The 16,292-nt window shown below is 64.1% G+C and carries 15 protein-coding genes; 9 read left to right on the top strand and 6 right to left on the bottom strand.

The features are described from left to right. Positions 1 to 65: 65 nt before the first annotated feature. A complete protein-coding gene (locus tag IVA81_RS32830; RefSeq protein ID WP_247326075.1) occupies positions 66 to 593 on the bottom strand; it encodes a DUF3124 domain-containing protein in 528 nt (175 codons plus the stop codon). Between the two features lie 67 nt (positions 594 to 660). Between IVA81_RS32830 and IVA81_RS32825 the strand changes: the two genes are divergently transcribed. From IVA81_RS32825 to IVA81_RS32810, 4 genes are all read left to right on the top strand, one after another. Then, entirely contained in the window at positions 661 to 2,391 is a 1,731-nt protein-coding gene (locus IVA81_RS32825) for a cation:proton antiporter (RefSeq protein WP_247325928.1), read from the top strand. Positions 2,392 to 2,561: 170 nt separating this feature from the next. After that, complete coding sequence (gene ribB, locus IVA81_RS32820; RefSeq protein WP_247325926.1) at positions 2,562 to 3,638, top strand: 3,4-dihydroxy-2-butanone-4-phosphate synthase; 1,077 nt, start codon at positions 2,562 to 2,564, stop codon at positions 3,636 to 3,638. Positions 3,639 to 3,853: 215 nt separating this feature from the next. Beyond that, on the top strand, positions 3,854 to 5,068 hold the full coding sequence (locus IVA81_RS32815; protein ID WP_247325923.1) for an acyl-CoA dehydrogenase: 1,215 nt from the start codon (positions 3,854 to 3,856) through the stop codon (positions 5,066 to 5,068). Positions 5,069 to 5,234: 166 nt separating this feature from the next. Further along, entirely contained in the window at positions 5,235 to 6,152 is a 918-nt protein-coding gene (locus IVA81_RS32810; RefSeq protein WP_247325921.1) for an MBL fold metallo-hydrolase, read from the top strand. Positions 6,153 to 6,216: 64 nt separating this feature from the next. On the opposite strand, the gene IVA81_RS32805 is transcribed toward IVA81_RS32810, so the two are convergent. Both IVA81_RS32805 and IVA81_RS32800 read right to left on the bottom strand, forming a co-directional pair. Next, positions 6,217 to 7,071: a DUF1499 domain-containing protein gene (locus tag IVA81_RS32805; RefSeq protein WP_247325919.1), complete on the bottom strand. Its 855-nt coding sequence runs from the start codon at positions 7,069 to 7,071 to the stop codon at positions 6,217 to 6,219. Positions 7,072 to 7,365: 294 nt separating this feature from the next. Continuing rightward, complete coding sequence (locus IVA81_RS32800; RefSeq protein ID WP_247325916.1) at positions 7,366 to 8,994, bottom strand: fatty-acid--CoA ligase; 1,629 nt, start codon at positions 8,992 to 8,994, stop codon at positions 7,366 to 7,368. 65 nt (positions 8,995 to 9,059) lie between these two features. Between IVA81_RS32800 and IVA81_RS32795 the strand changes: the two genes are divergently transcribed. Further along, positions 9,060 to 10,145, top strand: a complete 1,086-nt coding sequence (locus IVA81_RS32795; protein WP_247325914.1) for an extensin family protein — start codon at positions 9,060 to 9,062, stop codon at positions 10,143 to 10,145. A 37-nt stretch (positions 10,146 to 10,182) separates the two neighbouring features. On the opposite strand, the gene IVA81_RS32790 is transcribed toward IVA81_RS32795, so the two are convergent. After that, positions 10,183 to 10,869, bottom strand: coding sequence for a L,D-transpeptidase (locus IVA81_RS32790; RefSeq protein ID WP_247325912.1), 687 nt, complete (start codon positions 10,867 to 10,869; stop codon positions 10,183 to 10,185). Positions 10,870 to 11,205: 336 nt separating this feature from the next. Here IVA81_RS32790 and IVA81_RS32785 point away from each other — a divergent pair, with 336 nt between their 5' ends. Together IVA81_RS32785 and IVA81_RS32780 are read left to right on the top strand one after the other, a co-directional pair. Beyond that, a complete protein-coding gene (locus IVA81_RS32785; RefSeq protein ID WP_247325910.1) occupies positions 11,206 to 12,183 on the top strand; it encodes a magnesium transporter CorA family protein in 978 nt (325 codons plus the stop codon). 270 nt (positions 12,184 to 12,453) lie between these two features. Further along, positions 12,454 to 12,672 (top strand): hypothetical protein, encoded by a 219-nt coding sequence (locus IVA81_RS32780; RefSeq protein ID WP_084251817.1) that lies wholly within the window; start codon positions 12,454 to 12,456, stop codon positions 12,670 to 12,672. A gap of 382 nt (positions 12,673 to 13,054) precedes the next feature. Here IVA81_RS32780 and IVA81_RS32775 read toward each other — a convergent pair whose 3' ends face one another. Together IVA81_RS32775 and pdxH are read right to left on the bottom strand one after the other, a co-directional pair. Beyond that, positions 13,055 to 13,807: an SDR family oxidoreductase gene (locus IVA81_RS32775; RefSeq protein WP_247325908.1), complete on the bottom strand. Its 753-nt coding sequence runs from the start codon at positions 13,805 to 13,807 to the stop codon at positions 13,055 to 13,057. Between the two features lie 50 nt (positions 13,808 to 13,857). After that, entirely contained in the window at positions 13,858 to 14,499 is a 642-nt protein-coding gene (pdxH, locus tag IVA81_RS32770) for a pyridoxamine 5'-phosphate oxidase (protein ID WP_247325906.1), read from the bottom strand. 113 nt (positions 14,500 to 14,612) lie between these two features. On the opposite strand from pdxH, the gene IVA81_RS32765 reads away from it, so the two are divergent. Both IVA81_RS32765 and IVA81_RS32760 read left to right on the top strand, forming a co-directional pair. Then, positions 14,613 to 15,020: an RT0821/Lpp0805 family surface protein gene (locus IVA81_RS32765; protein WP_247325903.1), complete on the top strand. Its 408-nt coding sequence runs from the start codon at positions 14,613 to 14,615 to the stop codon at positions 15,018 to 15,020. 187 nt (positions 15,021 to 15,207) lie between these two features. Then, positions 15,208 to 16,170: a DnaJ C-terminal domain-containing protein gene (locus tag IVA81_RS32760; protein ID WP_247325900.1), complete on the top strand. Its 963-nt coding sequence runs from the start codon at positions 15,208 to 15,210 to the stop codon at positions 16,168 to 16,170. Positions 16,171 to 16,292: the final 122 nt, after the last annotated feature.

The raw sequence follows: 16,292 nt of genomic DNA, 5'->3' as shown, positions 1-16,292 counted from the left end.
TTGTTGAGCGACCGGCCTTGCACCGGGCCGCCTTACTTCTTGCCGGCCGTCCGGGTCGGACGGCCTTACTTCTTTGTGGCCGTCCGGGTCGGACGGCCTTGGCTGATAAAAGCGTAATGCGCATTGGCGACGCCGCCAACCATCAGGGCCTCGACCACGGGCTCGGCGATCTCGCCCGTCGCGGCCCAGTCGACCAGAAAATTGGCCCCGGTCCCGCCGCGCACGTCATCGGTCGGAATGAAGATCGAGATCGTGGCCAGCGGCTTCAGGGCCACCTGCCCCTTCAGGTAGGTCTCGACCTGCTTGCCTGCGGTGTCGAAATAGGCGATGCGTTTGACCACCAGCGGTTGGGTCTCGGAGGCGTTGTGAACACTCAAGGTCACCGAGAAGTCGACGCGCAGCTTGCCCTGGCTCATCGCGACGCTGGAATAGGCGGGCACGTAGAACCCGCCGGAGACGGCAAGTTCTTCCTTCGGCATTGCGGTGAGGGAATCGGCAAAGTTCTGTTCGATATTGACCTTGGATTGTGCGGCGGCGGGTACGGTTAAGGCGAGGGGGCATAGCAGCATTGCTGCGAACAGCCCTTTTCGCATGTGACGAATTGCTCGCTTGCCGCGCTGCAACCCGTCTCTAGGGTGCGGCAAAACGGACCAATTTGGCATGCACGAGCTCATTCGCGACATCACTCTCTGTATTCTGTTTGCCTGGATGCTGGGCCTGCTCGCCCATTTCTCCCGGCAGCCGCTGATCCTGGCCTATCTTATCGCCGGCTTCTGCATAGGTCCATTCGGCGCCGGCTGGGTCCACTCGCAGGAATCGATCAGCGTCATTTCCGAGCTCGGCCTGATCTTCATGCTGTTCATGATCGGGCTGGAGATCGACCTGAAGAAGATCGTGCGGGCGGGAAAGGTGATCCTGTTCGCGGCGGGGGGGCAGCTGCTCGGCGGCTGCCTGCTCGGGGTCCTGTTCTTCGTCGGCATCGGCCTGTCGCTCGGCGGCGGGCATTTCGATGCGGTCTATCTCTGCGTCGCCTGCGCGCTGTCGAGCACCGTGATCATCGTCAAGGTGCTCTACGAGAAGCGCGAGCTCGACACGCTACCGGGGCGCATCACGCTCGGCGTGCTGGTGCTTCAGGACATCTTTGCCATCCTCTTCCTGGCGGTGCAGCCGAGCCTTGCCAATCTGCAAGCCAGCGTCATCCTGCTCTCGATCGGCCGCGTCGCGGTGCTGGTCACCGCCGCGCTGGTGGTCAGCCGCTACGTGCTGCCGCGGCTGTTCCATCAGATCGCCCGGCGCCCCGAGCTGATCCTGCTCGGCGCGCTGGCCTGGTGTTTCCTCGTCGCCGAGACCGCCGAGCGGCTGTCGCTGTCGCGCGAGATGGGCGCCCTGATCGCCGGCGTCTCGCTCTCGACCTTTCCCTACGCGCTCGACGTCACCGCCAAGGTCACCACGCTCCGCGACTTCTTCATTACCCTGTTCTTCGTCGCGCTCGGCATGACCATTCCCATCCCTGGCCTCTCCGTGATCGGGCTGGCGCTGATGATCGCGGCCTTCACGGTCGTGAGCCGCCTCGTCACCACCTTCACGCCGCTCTATCTGATGAAGCAGGGCCTGCGCGCCAGCCTGTTGCCGGCGCTGAACCTCGCGCAGATTTCCGAGTTCTCGCTGGTGGTGATCCAGACCGGCGTCGCCGATCACCATATCGCGGCGCAGACGGCGAACGCGGCCTCCTTCGCCTTCGTGGTGCTCGCGGTGCTCTCGACCTTCGCGATGAGCCGCAGCGACGAGATCACCCGCTGGGCGATCGGCCCCTTGAAGCGGATGGGCCTGCGCGACCTTGACCATGGCAATGGCCATGCCGAGGAGGGGCACGAGGCCGGCCATGGCGAGGCCCGCCGTATCGTCATCCTCGGCTTTTTCCGTGCCGCGAGCGCGCTGCTGGCCGAGATCGAGCGGCAGACGCCGGTGCTGCTCGAGCAGATCACCGTGGTCGACTTCAACCCCAATGTGTACCAGACCCTGCTTTCGCGCGGCTTGCACGTGATCTATGGCGACATCAGCAATGTCGATACCCTGCTCCATGCCGGCATCGCCAAGTCCGAGATGATCATCCTCAGCGTGCCGGATTCGCTGCTGAAAGGCGCCACCAACGAGAAGCTGGTCCGCCACGTCCGCGCGCTCAATCCGACCGCCCTGATCGTGGCCACGGCCGACCTCTTGGCCGACGTCGGCGCGCTCTACGAGGCCGGCGCCAGCTACGTCACCGTGACCCGGCTCAGCGATGCCCACGAGCTGTTCACGGTGATCGAAGCCGCCCAGGCCGGCCTTTTGGCCGACAAGCGCGCCGAGCTCGATCAGCGGATCGGCGAACGGCGCGAAGTGCTGCCTTGACGGCGCCCGGCCGCCTTCCTCTCCGGCTGTCTGCGCCTATATCCTGGTATCCTCGGTGCAAGCCTGGCCTCCGATGGCCCGCTGCCCGGAATATGTGGTTGCGTCCAGGACACTAGCGTCCCGGCCCAAGTCCGGCTAAGCCTCCCGGCATAACCGATAGAGATTGGGACATGCCCGATAACGTTCAGGAAGTCTTGCAGGCCTTTGCCCGGGGTGAGCTCGTGGTCGTCACCGACGACGACGACCGTGAGGGCGAGGGCGATCTGATCGTCGCCGCCTCGCTCTGCACCGCCGAGAAGATGGCCTTCATCATCCGCCACACCTCCGGCATCGTCTGCGCGCCCGTGACCACCGAGGACGCGCGCCGTCTGCGGCTCGATCCGATGGTGGCCCATAACGATTCCGCGCACACCACTGCGTTCACGGTGTCGATCGACTACAAGCCCGATGGCGGCACCGGCATTTCCGCCGAGGAGCGGGCCTCATGCTGCCGGGCGCTGTCCAATCCCAATGTCGGAGCCAACGATTTTGCCCGGCCCGGCCACATCTTTCCGCTGATCGCCAAGGACGGCGGCGTGCTGCTGCGCTCGGGCCATACCGAGGCCGCCGTCGATCTCTGCAAGCTCTCCGGCCTGCCGCCGGTCGGCGTCATCAGCGAATTGATGAACGACGACGGCAGCGTGATGAAGGGCGAGCAGGTCGCCAGCTTCGCCGCCCAGCACAAGCTCAAGCATGTGACCATCGCGGACATGATCGCCTACCGCCAGGCGCGCGAAAAGTTGATCGAGCGGGTCTCGACCTTCGTCACCGAGAGCCCGATCGGACCCTTGCAAGGCTATGCCTACCGTTCGCCGTTCGATTCCATTGCCCACGTCGCTTTCGTCTATAATGGTGTCGGCGACGGCAAGAACGTGCTTACGCGCTTCCACAAGCCGAACATCGTCAAGGACACCTTCACCGGCCACAAGCGAATGGCCGCGGTGCTCGAGCACTTCAAGAAATCAGGCCGTGGCGTGCTGGTTTACTTACGAGACGGCGCGGCCGGTGTCCCCGTGTCCCCGTTGCCCGACGAGAGCGCGAGCGAGGCTGACCGCAACCGCCAGTGGCGCGAAGTCGGCGTCGGCGCGCAGATCCTGCGCGATCTCGGCGTCACCTCGATCCGGCATCTCACCTCCTCGGTGCACGACTACAAGGGCCTGTCGGGCTTCGGTATCGAGATCGTCGCCAACGAGCAGCTTGAAAGCTGACACGCAAGTCATTCCGGGATGGCGCCGAAAGCGCCACACCCGGAATCTCGAAGTTGTAGAGGTGAGTAGATTCCGGATTCGACGCTCCGGGCCGCACTTACGCGGTCCCGTTGCATCGCCCCGGAATGACCGAAACCAGGATGCAATTGCACTTGTTGCCGCGGCGCTTTACTTTGTCGGGCAAATTTTGACGGAACCAGACGAAAGGACGTTTCATGAGCGTGCGCCCTCAGGCCAAGGACAAGCCGGCTGCGGCTTCTTTCCAGTGGGACGATCCGTTCCTGCTTGACGAGCAGCTGACCGAAGACGAGCGCATGGTGCGCGACACCGCCCGCGCCTACGCCCAGGACAAGCTGCTGCCACGCGTCACCAAGGCGTATCTCGAGGAGAAGACCGACCGCGAGATCTTCAACGAGATGGGTGAGCTCGGCCTGATCGGCATCACGCTGCCGGAAGAATATGGCTGTGCCAATGCGAGCTATGTCGCCTATGGCCTCGTCGCGCGTGAGATCGAGCGGGTCGATTCCGGCTATCGCTCGATGAACTCGGTGCAGTCCTCGCTGGTGATGTACCCGATCTACGCCTATGGCGACGAGAACCAGCGCAAGAAGTACCTGCCGAAGCTCGCCAGCGGCGAGTGGGTCGGCTGCTTCGGCCTGACCGAGCCCGATGCCGGCTCCGACCCGGGCGGCATGAAGACCCGCGCCGAGAAGGTCTCTGACGGCTATCGCCTCACCGGCACCAAGATGTGGATCTCGAACGCGCCGATCGCCGACGTGTTCGTGGTCTGGGCCAAGTCGGCCGCGCACGACAACCAGATCCGCGGCTTCGTGCTGGAGAAGGGCATGAAGGGCCTCTCCGCGCCGAAGATCGGCGGCAAGCTCTCGCTTCGCGCCTCGATCACCGGCGAGGTCGTGATGGATGGTGTCGTGGTTCCGGAAGACGCGCTGCTGCCCAACGTCTCGGGCCTGAAGGGTCCGTTCGGCTGCCTCAACCGCGCCCGCTACGGCATCTCCTGGGGCGCGCTTGGCGCGGCCGAGGACTGCATGCATCGCGCGCGCCAGTACACGCTCGACCGCAAGCAGTTCGGCAAGCCGCTCGCCGCGACCCAGCTCGTGCAGAAGAAGCTCGCGGACATGGAGACCGAGATCGCACTCGGCCTGCAGGGCTCGCTTCGCGTCGGCCGCTTGATGGACGAGGGCAAGTTCGCGCCCGAGATGATCTCGATCATGAAGCGCAACAATTGCGGCAAGGCCCTCGACATTGCCCGTGTCGCCCGCGACATGCACGGCGGCAACGGCATCTCGATCGAGTACCACGTGATGCGCCACGTCCATAACCTCGAGACCGTCAACACCTACGAGGGCACCCACGACGTCCACGCCCTGATCCTGGGCCGCGCGATCACGGGCATTCAGGCGTTCTTCTGAGCCCCAGAACGGGCGTGGTTGATATGCTCCGCTGGATCGTCCGCGAAAGCGGACGATCCAGTATTCCAGAGACCTAGCCTTCGCCACAGACGCCTCGGCGTACTGGATACCCCGCCTTCGCGGGGTATGACGGCGAGGGTTGGGGCAGCAGTGCGCAGGTAGTCCCATGTCCGACAATGACGACGTCCCGTTCAACCGCAACTTTCCGCTGAAAGCCGGCATCGTCGAGGAAGTCCGACCCGGCGTGCGCCGCGTGCTCTGTAACAATCCGAGCCCGTTCACCTTCACCGGCACGGTCAGCTACATCGTCGGCAACGGCAATGTCGCGATCATCGATCCCGGTCCGGACGATGCGGCGCATGCGGCTGCGCTGCTCGATGCCGTGCGCGGCGAGACGGTGAGCCATATCTTCGTCACCCACACCCATCGCGACCATTCGCCGAACACCGCGCGGATCAAGCAGGTGACAGGGGCGCCGGTCTATGCCGAAGGCCCGCACCGGGCCTCGCGCCCACGTTTCGAGAGCGAGAAGCACAATCCGGAATCCGGCGCCGACCGCGATTTCGCACCGGACGTCAACCTCGCACATGGCGACGTCGTCGAAGGCGACGGCTGGCGGCTCGAGGCCGTCGCGACGCCGGGGCATACCGCCAATCATCTGGCATTCGCCTGGCCGGAGCGAAAGTTCAACTTCGTCGGCGATCACGTCATGGGCTGGTCCACCTCGATCGTGGCGCCGCCCGACGGCTCGATGATCGACTACATGGACTCGCTCGAGCGGCTCGCCGCACGCGAGGAAGACCTCTATTTCTCCGGCCACGGCCCCGAGATTCCCGACGGCCAGCGCTTCGTGCGCTTCCTGATCCGTCACCGCAAGGCGCGCGAGGCTTCGATCCTGCACCGCCTCGCCAAGGGCGAGACCGACATCCCGACCATGGTGCGCGCGATCTATATCGGCATCGACCCCAGGCTCACGACGGCGGCCGGTTATTCGGTGCTGGCGCACCTGGAAGACCTGGTCGCCCGCGGCGTGGTCGCGACCGAGGGCGATCCGGTGATCGGCGGAACGTATCGGATGGCTTAGGGGTGAATAGCGAGTAGCGAATAGGAAAGGTGGCTTCCATTTGCTATTCGCCACTCGCCATTCGCTACTTCTTGACCGTCTTTGCCGGTGCCTTCGGTGGCGTCACCGGCGTCTTCTTCACTGGCTTGAGCGCGTCGGCATCGGCCGCGGTGTTGAGATCGTCCATGAATTTCTTGACGCGCGCGGCGTTGCTGCCGAGATCGCTGTCGAAATTGCGCGAGGCCGAGCGGATATCGACGCGGGAATCATCGCCGTCCGCCACGAACCTTATCGAAATGTCCTCGCGAAAACCCATGATTGGCGTGCGCGCCACCGCCTCGATGCGGCCGATGCGGCGCGGCGGCTGCGGTGCGCGCTCGTCGATGACGATCCATTTGCGCTTGTTGACGAGCTGGAGCGCGATCGCATAGGCGCGGTCGACGGAGATCTCGAGCTCGACGGGCTCGATATCGGGGTAGAAGTGGCGCTGCTGCTCCGCCGAATACAGGCCGGCATAGACCGCGGTGTTGGTGCCCTCGCCGGTGCGCAGGCGCGCCAGCGCGTCGAAACGCGGCGGATCGATCGGGTCGGTGGTGATGTCGTGAATCGCGGGCAGCTTGCGATATTGCAGGCCGAGATAGGCGGGGTAGGCGAGGATCGCTCCGTCGATCAGGAGGGCAAGCAGGATGCGCGCCATGCCGCGCGAGCCGTTCTGCCAGATCGCGGCAAAGCCGGCGAGCCCGAACAGGATCGAGAGGCCGGCGATCGCGAGCCCGCCGAAGAAGGTTGCAAGCGCCGGCTTCGGCTCCAGGAAATCGAAGCGGACGACGATGACCGACACCACCACTGCCACCACGGCGAACACGGCCAGATTGCGCGCCCAGCTCGCGAGGCTGGACACGGGCTCCGACTGATAGGGAGCGGAAAACCTGCGGGCCATCGAGTGAGCTCTGCCGGGGATTTGGAGCGATGCCGGCCGACTGGGCGCGACGATGGGCAGTTGAGACCACGGCGCGGAGGCAAATTCAAGGGTTCCGCAGGCACCTAGTTCGTCATGCCCGGGCTTGTCCCGCCTGCGCGGCCGAAGCCGCTTCGGCGAGGCGAAGGCCCGGGCATCCACGTTCTTTGGACCGTCGAGCAAGGCGTGGATGGCCGGGACAAGCCCGGCCATGACGTCGTGGAGGCTTCAATGCGTCAAACGCTTGCGCCCTCCAGGGGAGGGTGGCATCGAGCCCTACGCCGCCGCGTTCGGGAAGCGGTAATCCTTGAACTGGTCGCGCAGCGCCGTCTTCAGGATCTTGCCGGTGGCGGTATGCGGAATACCTTCGACGAAGGCGACGTCGTCGGGCATCCACCATTTTGCGATCTTGCCGTCCATGTATTTCAGGATGTCCTCGCGCGTGGCCTGCTGGCCCTGCTTGAGCTGCACGATCAGGAGCGGCCGCTCGTCCCATTTGGGGTGAAATACGCCGATCACGGCAGCTTCCGCCACGGCCGGATGGCCGACCGCGAGATTTTCGAGGTCGATCGAGGAGATCCACTCGCCGCCGGACTTGATGACATCCTTGGAGCGGTCGGTGATCCGCATGTAGCCGTCCTCGTCGATGGTCGAGACGTCGCCGGTGTCGAAGAAGCCGTCCTCGTCGAGAATGTCAGTATCCACCCGGTAATAGGCCTTGGCGACGGCCGGGCCGGCCACCTTGAGGCGGCCGAAGGTCTTGCCGTCCCAGGGCAACTCCTTGCCGGCATCGTCGGTGATCTTCATCTCGACCGCGAAGGGCGCATAGCCCTGCATCTGCAGCACGTCGAGCCGCGCATCGCCGGTTGCGTCGGCAAACGGCGGCTTCAGCGCAGCGACCGTGCCGATCGGGCTCATCTCGGTCATGCCCCAGGCGTGGCGGACGTTCGAGCCCATATCGAGGAAGGCCTTGATCATCGAGCGCGGCATCGCCGAGCCGCCGCAGATCACCATCTTCAGATGCGGCAGCTTGAGATTATTGGCGGCCATGTGCTGGAGCAGCATCAGCCACACCGTGGGAACGCCGGCAGTGTGCGTCACCTTTTCGGTCGAGAGCAGCTCATACACCGAGGCGCCGTCGAGCTTGGCGCCGGGCATGACCAGCTTGGTGCCCTGCGAGGGCGCGGAGAAGGCGATGCCCCAGCTGTTGGCATGGAACAGCGGAACCACCGGCAGCATCGTCTCGGACGCACTGGTGCCGAGCGCGTCGACATTGTTGGCCATCAGCGCGTGCAGCACGTTGGAGCGATGCGAATACAGCACACCTTTCGGGTCGCCAGTCGTGCCCGACGTGTAGCACATCGCGGCTGCCGTGTTCTCGTCAAAGTCCTTCCATTTGAATTCGCCGTCGGCCTCCGCAATCCAGTCCTCGTAGGCGACCACATTCTTCAGCGTCGTCTGCGGCATGTGCGCCTTGTCGGTCAGCACGACGTAGCGTTCCACGCTCGTCAGCTTGTCGGCGATCTTCTCCAGGACCGGTACGAAGGTGATGTCGGTCATCACGATGCGGTCCTGCGCATGGTTGATGATCCAGGCGATCTGCTCGGGGAAAAGGCGGGGGTTGACGGTATGGCAGATGGCGCCGATCCCCATGATGCCGTACCACACCTCGAGATGGCGCCAGGTGTTCCAGGCGATCGTTGCGACACGGTCGCCGAGCTTGATCCCGTCGCGCTCCAGCACCTGCGAGACCTTGAGCGCGCGCTTGTGGATCTCGGCGTAATTGGTGCGATGAATCGGTCCCTCGACCGAGCGTGTGACCACCTCCTGCTTGCCATGAATCCTGGCGGCGTGTTCGATGATCCGGTGGCAGAGCAGGGGCCAATCTTGCATCAAACCAAGCATTCTCACGTTCCTCCGAGAAGTCGCTGGGCGCGTTGTCGCTCTCAGCGTTGGGCCAAAGAATTGCCATGAGTTTTAGCCTGCCGGACTTTCGCCGCAAATGGTCTTGTCGCGGCTATATGTCCGCTGGCGCGGCAATGGTTACCGCCGCGCTTGGGCTATCGCTCGTGCTCACCGAGAGGGCAGAGGCGCGAAAACATACGTCCCCGCTCGATATCTTCGGTATTGCCGCACCACGGCCGCGCGTAGCGGTTCATCCCGCCAAGATCCCGCTGCCGAGACCGCGCCCCGAGGAGGCGCCCAAAGCACCGGACGAGGCCCCGCCGGAAGCTGACGGCAAGCCTTCTCCGGACAAGCCCGGCGCCGACAAGCCTGCCGAGGCCGCGCCGCCACCCCAGAAACCGGTCTCGGCCTGCCGTCTCGCGCTGACCGAGGAGATCGCGATCGCGCCCTCAATTCCGGATATCCGCGGCCCCGGCGCCTGCGGCGGCGAGGATCTGGTGCGGCTGGAAGCCATCGTGCTGCCGGACAAGCGCAAGGTGACGGTCAAGCCGGCGGCGATTCTCCGCTGCACCATGGCGTCCGCGATCGCTGATTGGCTGCGCAAGGACATGGTTCCGCTGGCCACCAGCCTCGGCTCGACCATTGGCGAACTCGATAATTTCGATAGCTTCGAGTGCCGCGGCCGCAACCGCGTCGTCGGCGCGATGCTGTCGGAGCACGGCAAGGCCAATGCGATCGACATCCGTGCCATCAAGCTGACCAACGGGCAATCGATCGGCCTCACCGACCGCACCATGTCGCGCGAGGTGCGCGAGCGCGTGCTGCACTCGGTGTGCGCGCGGTTCTCCACCGTGCTCGGTCCGGGTTCGGACTGGTACCACGAGGACCATATCCATCTCGACCTGGCGCAGCGGCGCAACGACTACCGGATCTGCCAGTTGAACGTCTGGGATCCGCTGCCACAGGTCGCTCCGCTGCTGCCGGCGGAACGCCCCGAGGAGGCGCCGCCGCGCGAGGTCGCGGCCAAGCCCGAGGCACAGGAAGGCGCTGACGACAAGGCGGCGGAGAAGGCTCCAGCACCTGCGGGGAAACCGGCGGCCGATGGCGGCAAGTCCCAGCCGCACAAGCCGGCAACAAAAAAGCGCCGGTGAAACCGGCGCTTTTGGATCTCGGGGATTTTGGAGGCGATCAGTAGCTGCCGGCCTGGCCGGTTTGGCTGCCGCCGAGCGCAAGCCGCGAATTGTAGGGCGAGTCGCCATGCTTCGGCTCCAGCACCACGACGAGGGTGCCGAGCTTAACGCGATCATAGAGATCGATCGCGTCCTCGTTGGTCAGGCGGATGCAGCCTGACGAGATCGAGGCGCCGATATATTCCGGCTGGTTGGTGCCGTGAATGCGGAACAATGTGTCTTTGCCGCCGGAATAGAGGTAAATCGCGCGAGAGCCCATCGGATTGTCCGGGCCGGGTGCGACATAGGTCGGCACGCCCAGGCGCGAAATTTCGCCGGGGGTGGGGTGCCAGGCCGGCCACTCAGTCTTGCTGCCGACCTTGGCAATGCCCGACCAGGCCATGGCCTCTTCGCCGACGGTGATGCCGTAGCGGATCGCCTTGCCGCCCTCCAGCACGTAATAGAGGTAATGGTTGTCGGAATCGACCACGATCGAGCCTGGCGATTCCTTGCGGTGGTACTGCACGATGGCGCGGCGGAACGGCTCCGCGACCGGAGTATTCTCGTACCGGACCTTGGCGAGCAGTTCCTTGTCCTTCGGCTTGAAGGCCTTGGTGTCGGTCGCCTCGAAATGCGTGGCCTGCATGCAGCCCGACAGCAGCAGGCCGGCGGCCAAAATTACCAATTTAACTTTCAGCGACGACATGATTTGGTTCCAATCAAAGCAATACCGTGCGGAAGGCCTGAGCTTACCGCCCAAGTTCCTCGACTCCGTTAATCCCATTATCGTTGAAATCTGCCACAATTCCAGCACTGAAGGCCTTATCCCGCGCTGCGAGACCCAACCTGTGGCTTTTCTGCCGCAAATTTTGCGGGTCTGTGGAAGTTTTGTGGCCGTCAGCCTCAGACTGTCGATTCCGTGCCACAGTTGAGACGCGACTCCGCCACAAATGCCAACGCTTCGTTAATGCGGTTGTCATCGTGAACTTGTCAGAATCGCGCTAAGGGCTGTCATTCTGACGCAGGTTCTCTGGAGTTGTGCATGTTTTCGGTGTTTGTTCCCTCGGAGTCCTCCCTTAAGAAGGCCGTCGTCGAGGACCTCACGGTGCTGCCGGAGAGCGCAGTCTGGATCGATCTCGTCAATCCCAGCGCTGCCGAGGACAAGGCGGTGGAGCGGCTCGCGGGCATCGCCATCCCGACCCGGGAAGACATGCAGGAGATCGAGATCTCCAGCCGCCTCTATATCGAGAACGGCGCGCGCTACATGACCGCGACCCTGATGTGCCACTCCGATACCGACATGCCTCGGACCACGGCGGTGACCTTCATTCTGGGCGACCACCGCCTGGTGACGGTGCGCTACGACCAGCCCAAGCCCTTCGCCCTGGTCGAGGCCAAGCTCGCCCGCTCCTGCACGCCCGCGATCACCGGCGAGATGGTGCTGATGGAGCTGCTGGACGCCGTGATCGACCGCTGCGCCGACATCCTGGAGCGATGCGGCGCCGAGATCGACCAGGTCTCGCACGACATCTTCGAGCCCGAGAGCGAGCGCCACGGGCAGGCCAAGCGATATTCCCAGATCCTGATCTCGATCGGCCGCAAGGGCGATCTGACTTCGAAGGTTCGCGAGAGCCTGGTCTCGATCGGCCGCGTCGTCACCTTCCTCTCGGCGGTGGTTGAGGGCATCAAATGGTCGAAGGACATGCGCGAGCAGCTCAAGACCATGCAGCGCGACGTCGCCTCATTGACCGACCACGCCTCCTATCTCTCCAACAAGATCACCTTCGTGCTCGACGCCATGCTCGGCGTCGTCAATCTCGAGCAGAACAACATCATCAAGCTGTTCTCGGTCATGGCTGTTGTCCTAATGCCGCCGACGCTGATCGCCTCGATCTACGGCATGAACTTCAAGGTGATGCCGGAGCTCGAATGGGTGCACGGCTATCCGATGGCGCTGGTGATGATGCTGATCGCCGCGATCGTCCCGTACTGGATTTTCAAGTGGAAGAAGTGGCTGTAGAAGCATGATCCGGAAAAGTGTGCAGCGGTTTTCCCTCGCGACAAACGCCGAGCGCGTTTGCGCGGAGATCATGCTCAAGCGAAGATCCCTACCGAGACCTTACACCGTTTGCAGAGACATGGCGGTTGGTGTCGCAGAATAGAGCGGGATTGCGGCCACGCGGTGATGCGTGCCTGCCGCCCCAATTCCTCCGGTAAAATTTGAGCGGTGGGCTGAACGTTTGCGCGAAACTTGTCTGCGATAAGCAGTGCGTAGCCGCGAGGAACAACCATGGTTGAAAAACACATAACGTCGCCCCGCAACGTCATCGATCTGGCGAACTATCGTCAGGCGATGACGAGCGGCAAGGCGTCGTCGATGTCGGCACGCATGTGCCGGCACTGTGGTGCTCCGCTGCTCGACGGTGAGAACGACGACGACTGCTCGACTGCATTCAGCACGGCCGCTCCGCGGCCGCGCGACCGGTCACGTCGGATTCGAATCGATTGAGGAACGGAAGGCGAGGGCGATCCAGGTCTTGCGGCGGCGTTGTCTGGATCGCCTTGCTTCCCTCAGCAGCATTCCGTCATTGTGAGGAGCGCGGGGACGAAGCAATCCAGACCGTCTCGCCGGAGACAGTCTGGATTGCTTCGCGGAGCTTGCAATGACGATGTGGCGAGTGCGTGCGCCACATTCTGTTCTCGTGCCCCGGACGCAGCGCAGCGTCACTTCGACGGTGCGCTGCAGGGCCGGGGCCCATCTCTCCATGCGTGCCGAGTCGTGATCTGGGTCCCGGCACTGCGCAGCCACGCTTCGCATTGCAGCGCGTCCGGAACACGGGAGCGAAGTTGCCGCTATGGCTCCGTCAATGCCGTGCAATGACGCGAACGGATCACACGTGCTGGCCGCCGTTGATGTGGATCTCGGCGCCGTTGACGTAAGAACTGGTGTCCGTGCACAGCACGTAGATGATCTTGGCGACCTCGTCGGGCGTGCCGAGCCGGTGCATCGGGATCTGCTGCTCGACGATCTTCTCGGTGCCCGGCGACAGGATCGAGGTATCGATCTCGCCCGGCGCGATGGCGTTGACGCGCACGCCGACGCGGCCGAAGTCGGAGGCCATCTCGCGCGTCAGAGATGCCAGCGCGGCCTTCGACGTCGCGTAGGCGGCGCCCGCGAAGGGGTGCACGCGCGAGCCCGCGATTGAGGTGACGTTCACGACCGAGCCCTTGGCCGCCTTCAATTCCTCGATCAGCCCGCGCGCAATCATGATCGGCGCGAAGAAGTTGACGTGGAAGACATGCGTCCAGGTGTCGAGATCGGTGTCGACCGAGCCGAGTCTGGAGCCGCCCGCGCCCTTCGGCGAGATGGCGGCGTTGTTGACCAGCGCATGCAGCGTGCCGCCCTCCAGCCGGCTGCGGATTTCGTTGATCGCGCGCGCTGTGTCCTCGGGATTGCCGAGGTCGACCTGGATGTGGTCCTCGGGTCCCGCATCCCACGGGCAGTCCTCCGGAAAGGGATGCCGCGAGCAGGTGATGACGCGCCAGCCCGCCGAGGAGAAGCGGATCACGGTGGCGTGGCCGATGCCGCGGCTGGCTCCGGTCAGGAGCAGCGTACGGCGCGGCGCATTGGACGAATGCGGCATGGACATCTTTCAGGTCGGCTTAAAGCTCGAGACGAGGTTCGAGATCAGGCTCAAGGGTACATCCGCGTCTTGGACCACTTCTGTCCGGCCGCGTCACGGCGAAATTCGATGCGGTCGTGCAGACGGAATGGGCGGTCGTGCCAGAACTCGATCCGCGAGGGCGTGATGCGCCAGCCGCTCCACCCCGGCGGCCGCGGCACCTCGCCGATGACGTATCTGGCCGCGACTTTCGCGATGGCCTGTTCGAAGGCGAAGCGGCTCTCCAGCTCCTGCGACTGCTTGCTCGCCCAGGCGCCGATCTGCGCCTGCTTGGGGCGAGTGGCGAAATAGGCGTCGGCCTCCGTGTCGGTCACCGGCGTCACGTTGCCGCGGATGCGGACCTGACGGCGCAGCGACTTCCAGTGAAAAAGTAACGCTGCCTTAGGATTTGCGGCGAGTTCGCGGCCCTTCTGGCTCGCGATGTGGCTGTAGAAGACAAAACCCTCGATATCGAAGCCCTTCATCAGCACCATGCGCACGTCAGGAAGCCCGTCGGGGTCGACGGTTGCGAGCGCCATCGCGTTCGGGTCGTTCGGCTCGCTCTTGATCGCCTCGTTCAGCCAGGTCTCGAACAGCGCAAAAGGCTCGTCGGCGGCGGTGAAATCACCGGATGTTAAGGGTGTCTGGTGTTTCATCGAGGTCGTGTCGGTCATGTCTGGAGTCCGAGTTGCGTCCCGCGGCCCAAAACGCCTTGTTGTCCGCTACCGCCCTATATAGGGCATGGGGACGCGTTGGCCTATCGGCGATCCGGCCGTCCGGCTTTGTCATGACGATCATTCTCTTCGGGCTCGGGACCGGGGGATGCAGTTTTTCCCGCAACGACCAGAGTGCCTACGCCAAGGCCGACGACAACGACCTCACCGGCTCGATCGTGCGACCGGCGAAGGACGCCCCGCCGACCGACACCGATCTCGCCTTCGCTCGCAACGCGGCCTCCGACGTCCTCAGCAAGGGCGACAAGGATTCCAGCCAGCATTGGGAGAATCCAGAGACCGGCGCGCGCGGTTCGGTGACACCGATCGCGCAGTCCTATGCCGCCGAGGACGGCCGCAAATGCCGCGATTTCCTGGCGAGCTATGTCAACGGCAACACCGAAAGCTGGCTCCAGGGTGCCGGCTGCCAAAGCACCCGTGGCCGTTGGGAGATTCATACGCTAAAGCCGTGGCGGAGCTGAGCATGATCCGGACCCGAAGGGCCGCGTTCGCGAAAAGTGGGAACCGGTTTTCCGATAAGATCATGCTCCAAACTTAGAGATTCGGCCGGCAAGCCTAGTTGCAAAAATGCCACTCTCTCCCCACATGGTTCGTAGGTGGGGCGGGGAGCCCTTTGAACAATTCGATTTCTTGAAGGAGACGTGACGGATGCGCGACCCCTATGAGGTCTTGGGGGTGCCGCGGAGCGCCAGCGCTGCCGCGATCAAGAGCGCCTATCGCAAGCTTGCCAAGAAGCACCATCCCGACAGCAACACGGACGACCCGAAAGCCGCCGAGCGATTCTCCGAGATCAACTCGGCGAACGAGATCATTGGCGACGAGGACAAGCGCAAGCAGTTCGACCGCGGCGAGATCGACGCCGACGGCAAGCCGCGCTTCCAGGGTTTCCCAGGCGGCGGCGGGCCGCGCGGCCGCGCGGGTCCCGGCGGGTTCGAAAGCTATACGTTCCGTTCCGGCGGCGGTCCTGGCCAGGGCGGCGGCGCATTCGAGGATATCCTCAACAGCATGTTCGGCGGCGGGATGCGCGGTGCGCGGCCTGGGGCCGGCAGTGCCGGGCAGTTCGAATTCGACACCGGCGGCGTCGGGCTCGATCTCGACGTGAATGTTGCCATGTCCGTCTCGCTGGAAGAGTCGGTCAAGGGTGGCGAGAAGCGCGTCCGGCTGCCGACCGGCAAGGAGCTCAACGTCAAGATTCCGGCCGGCGTCACCGAGGGCCAGCAGATCCGGCTCCGGGGACAAGGCGAGTCCGCGCAGGGCCATCCGCCCGGCGATCTCCTGATCACCATCGGCATCGCGCCGCACGCCTACTTCAAGGTTGAGGGCGCCGACTTGCGTATCGACCTGCCGGTCACGCTCTACGAGGCGGTGCTCGGGGCTAAGGTCCGCGTGCCCACCCTCGGCAATGCCGTGGAGCTTTCGGTGCCGAAGAACACCTCCAGTGGCCGGACCTTCCGCCTCAAGGGCAAGGGCCTGCCGAAAGCTGGCGGAACCGGAGATCTCTTCGTCACCATCAGGATTATGCTACCGGACGGGAACGACGCCGAGCTTGAAGCATTGATGGAGAAGTGGCGGGACCAACACCCCTACAATCCACGTAGCGGACTCGGCTAGGGCGCTATCCGAGGCCAGCTCGACGATCGGAGCATTCTCTCCCCGAAAGGATGATGCTCAACATACGCCTGAAGCGCGGCTCGCGCTTCGACGCTGACGCTTGAGACGTGTCGGCTGTCCGG

This window comes from Bradyrhizobium sp. 141 (assembly GCF_023074055.1).
Classification (GTDB): Bacteria; Pseudomonadota; Alphaproteobacteria; order Rhizobiales; family Xanthobacteraceae; genus Bradyrhizobium.
This window is presented reverse-complemented; position numbering and strand designations above follow the sequence as displayed.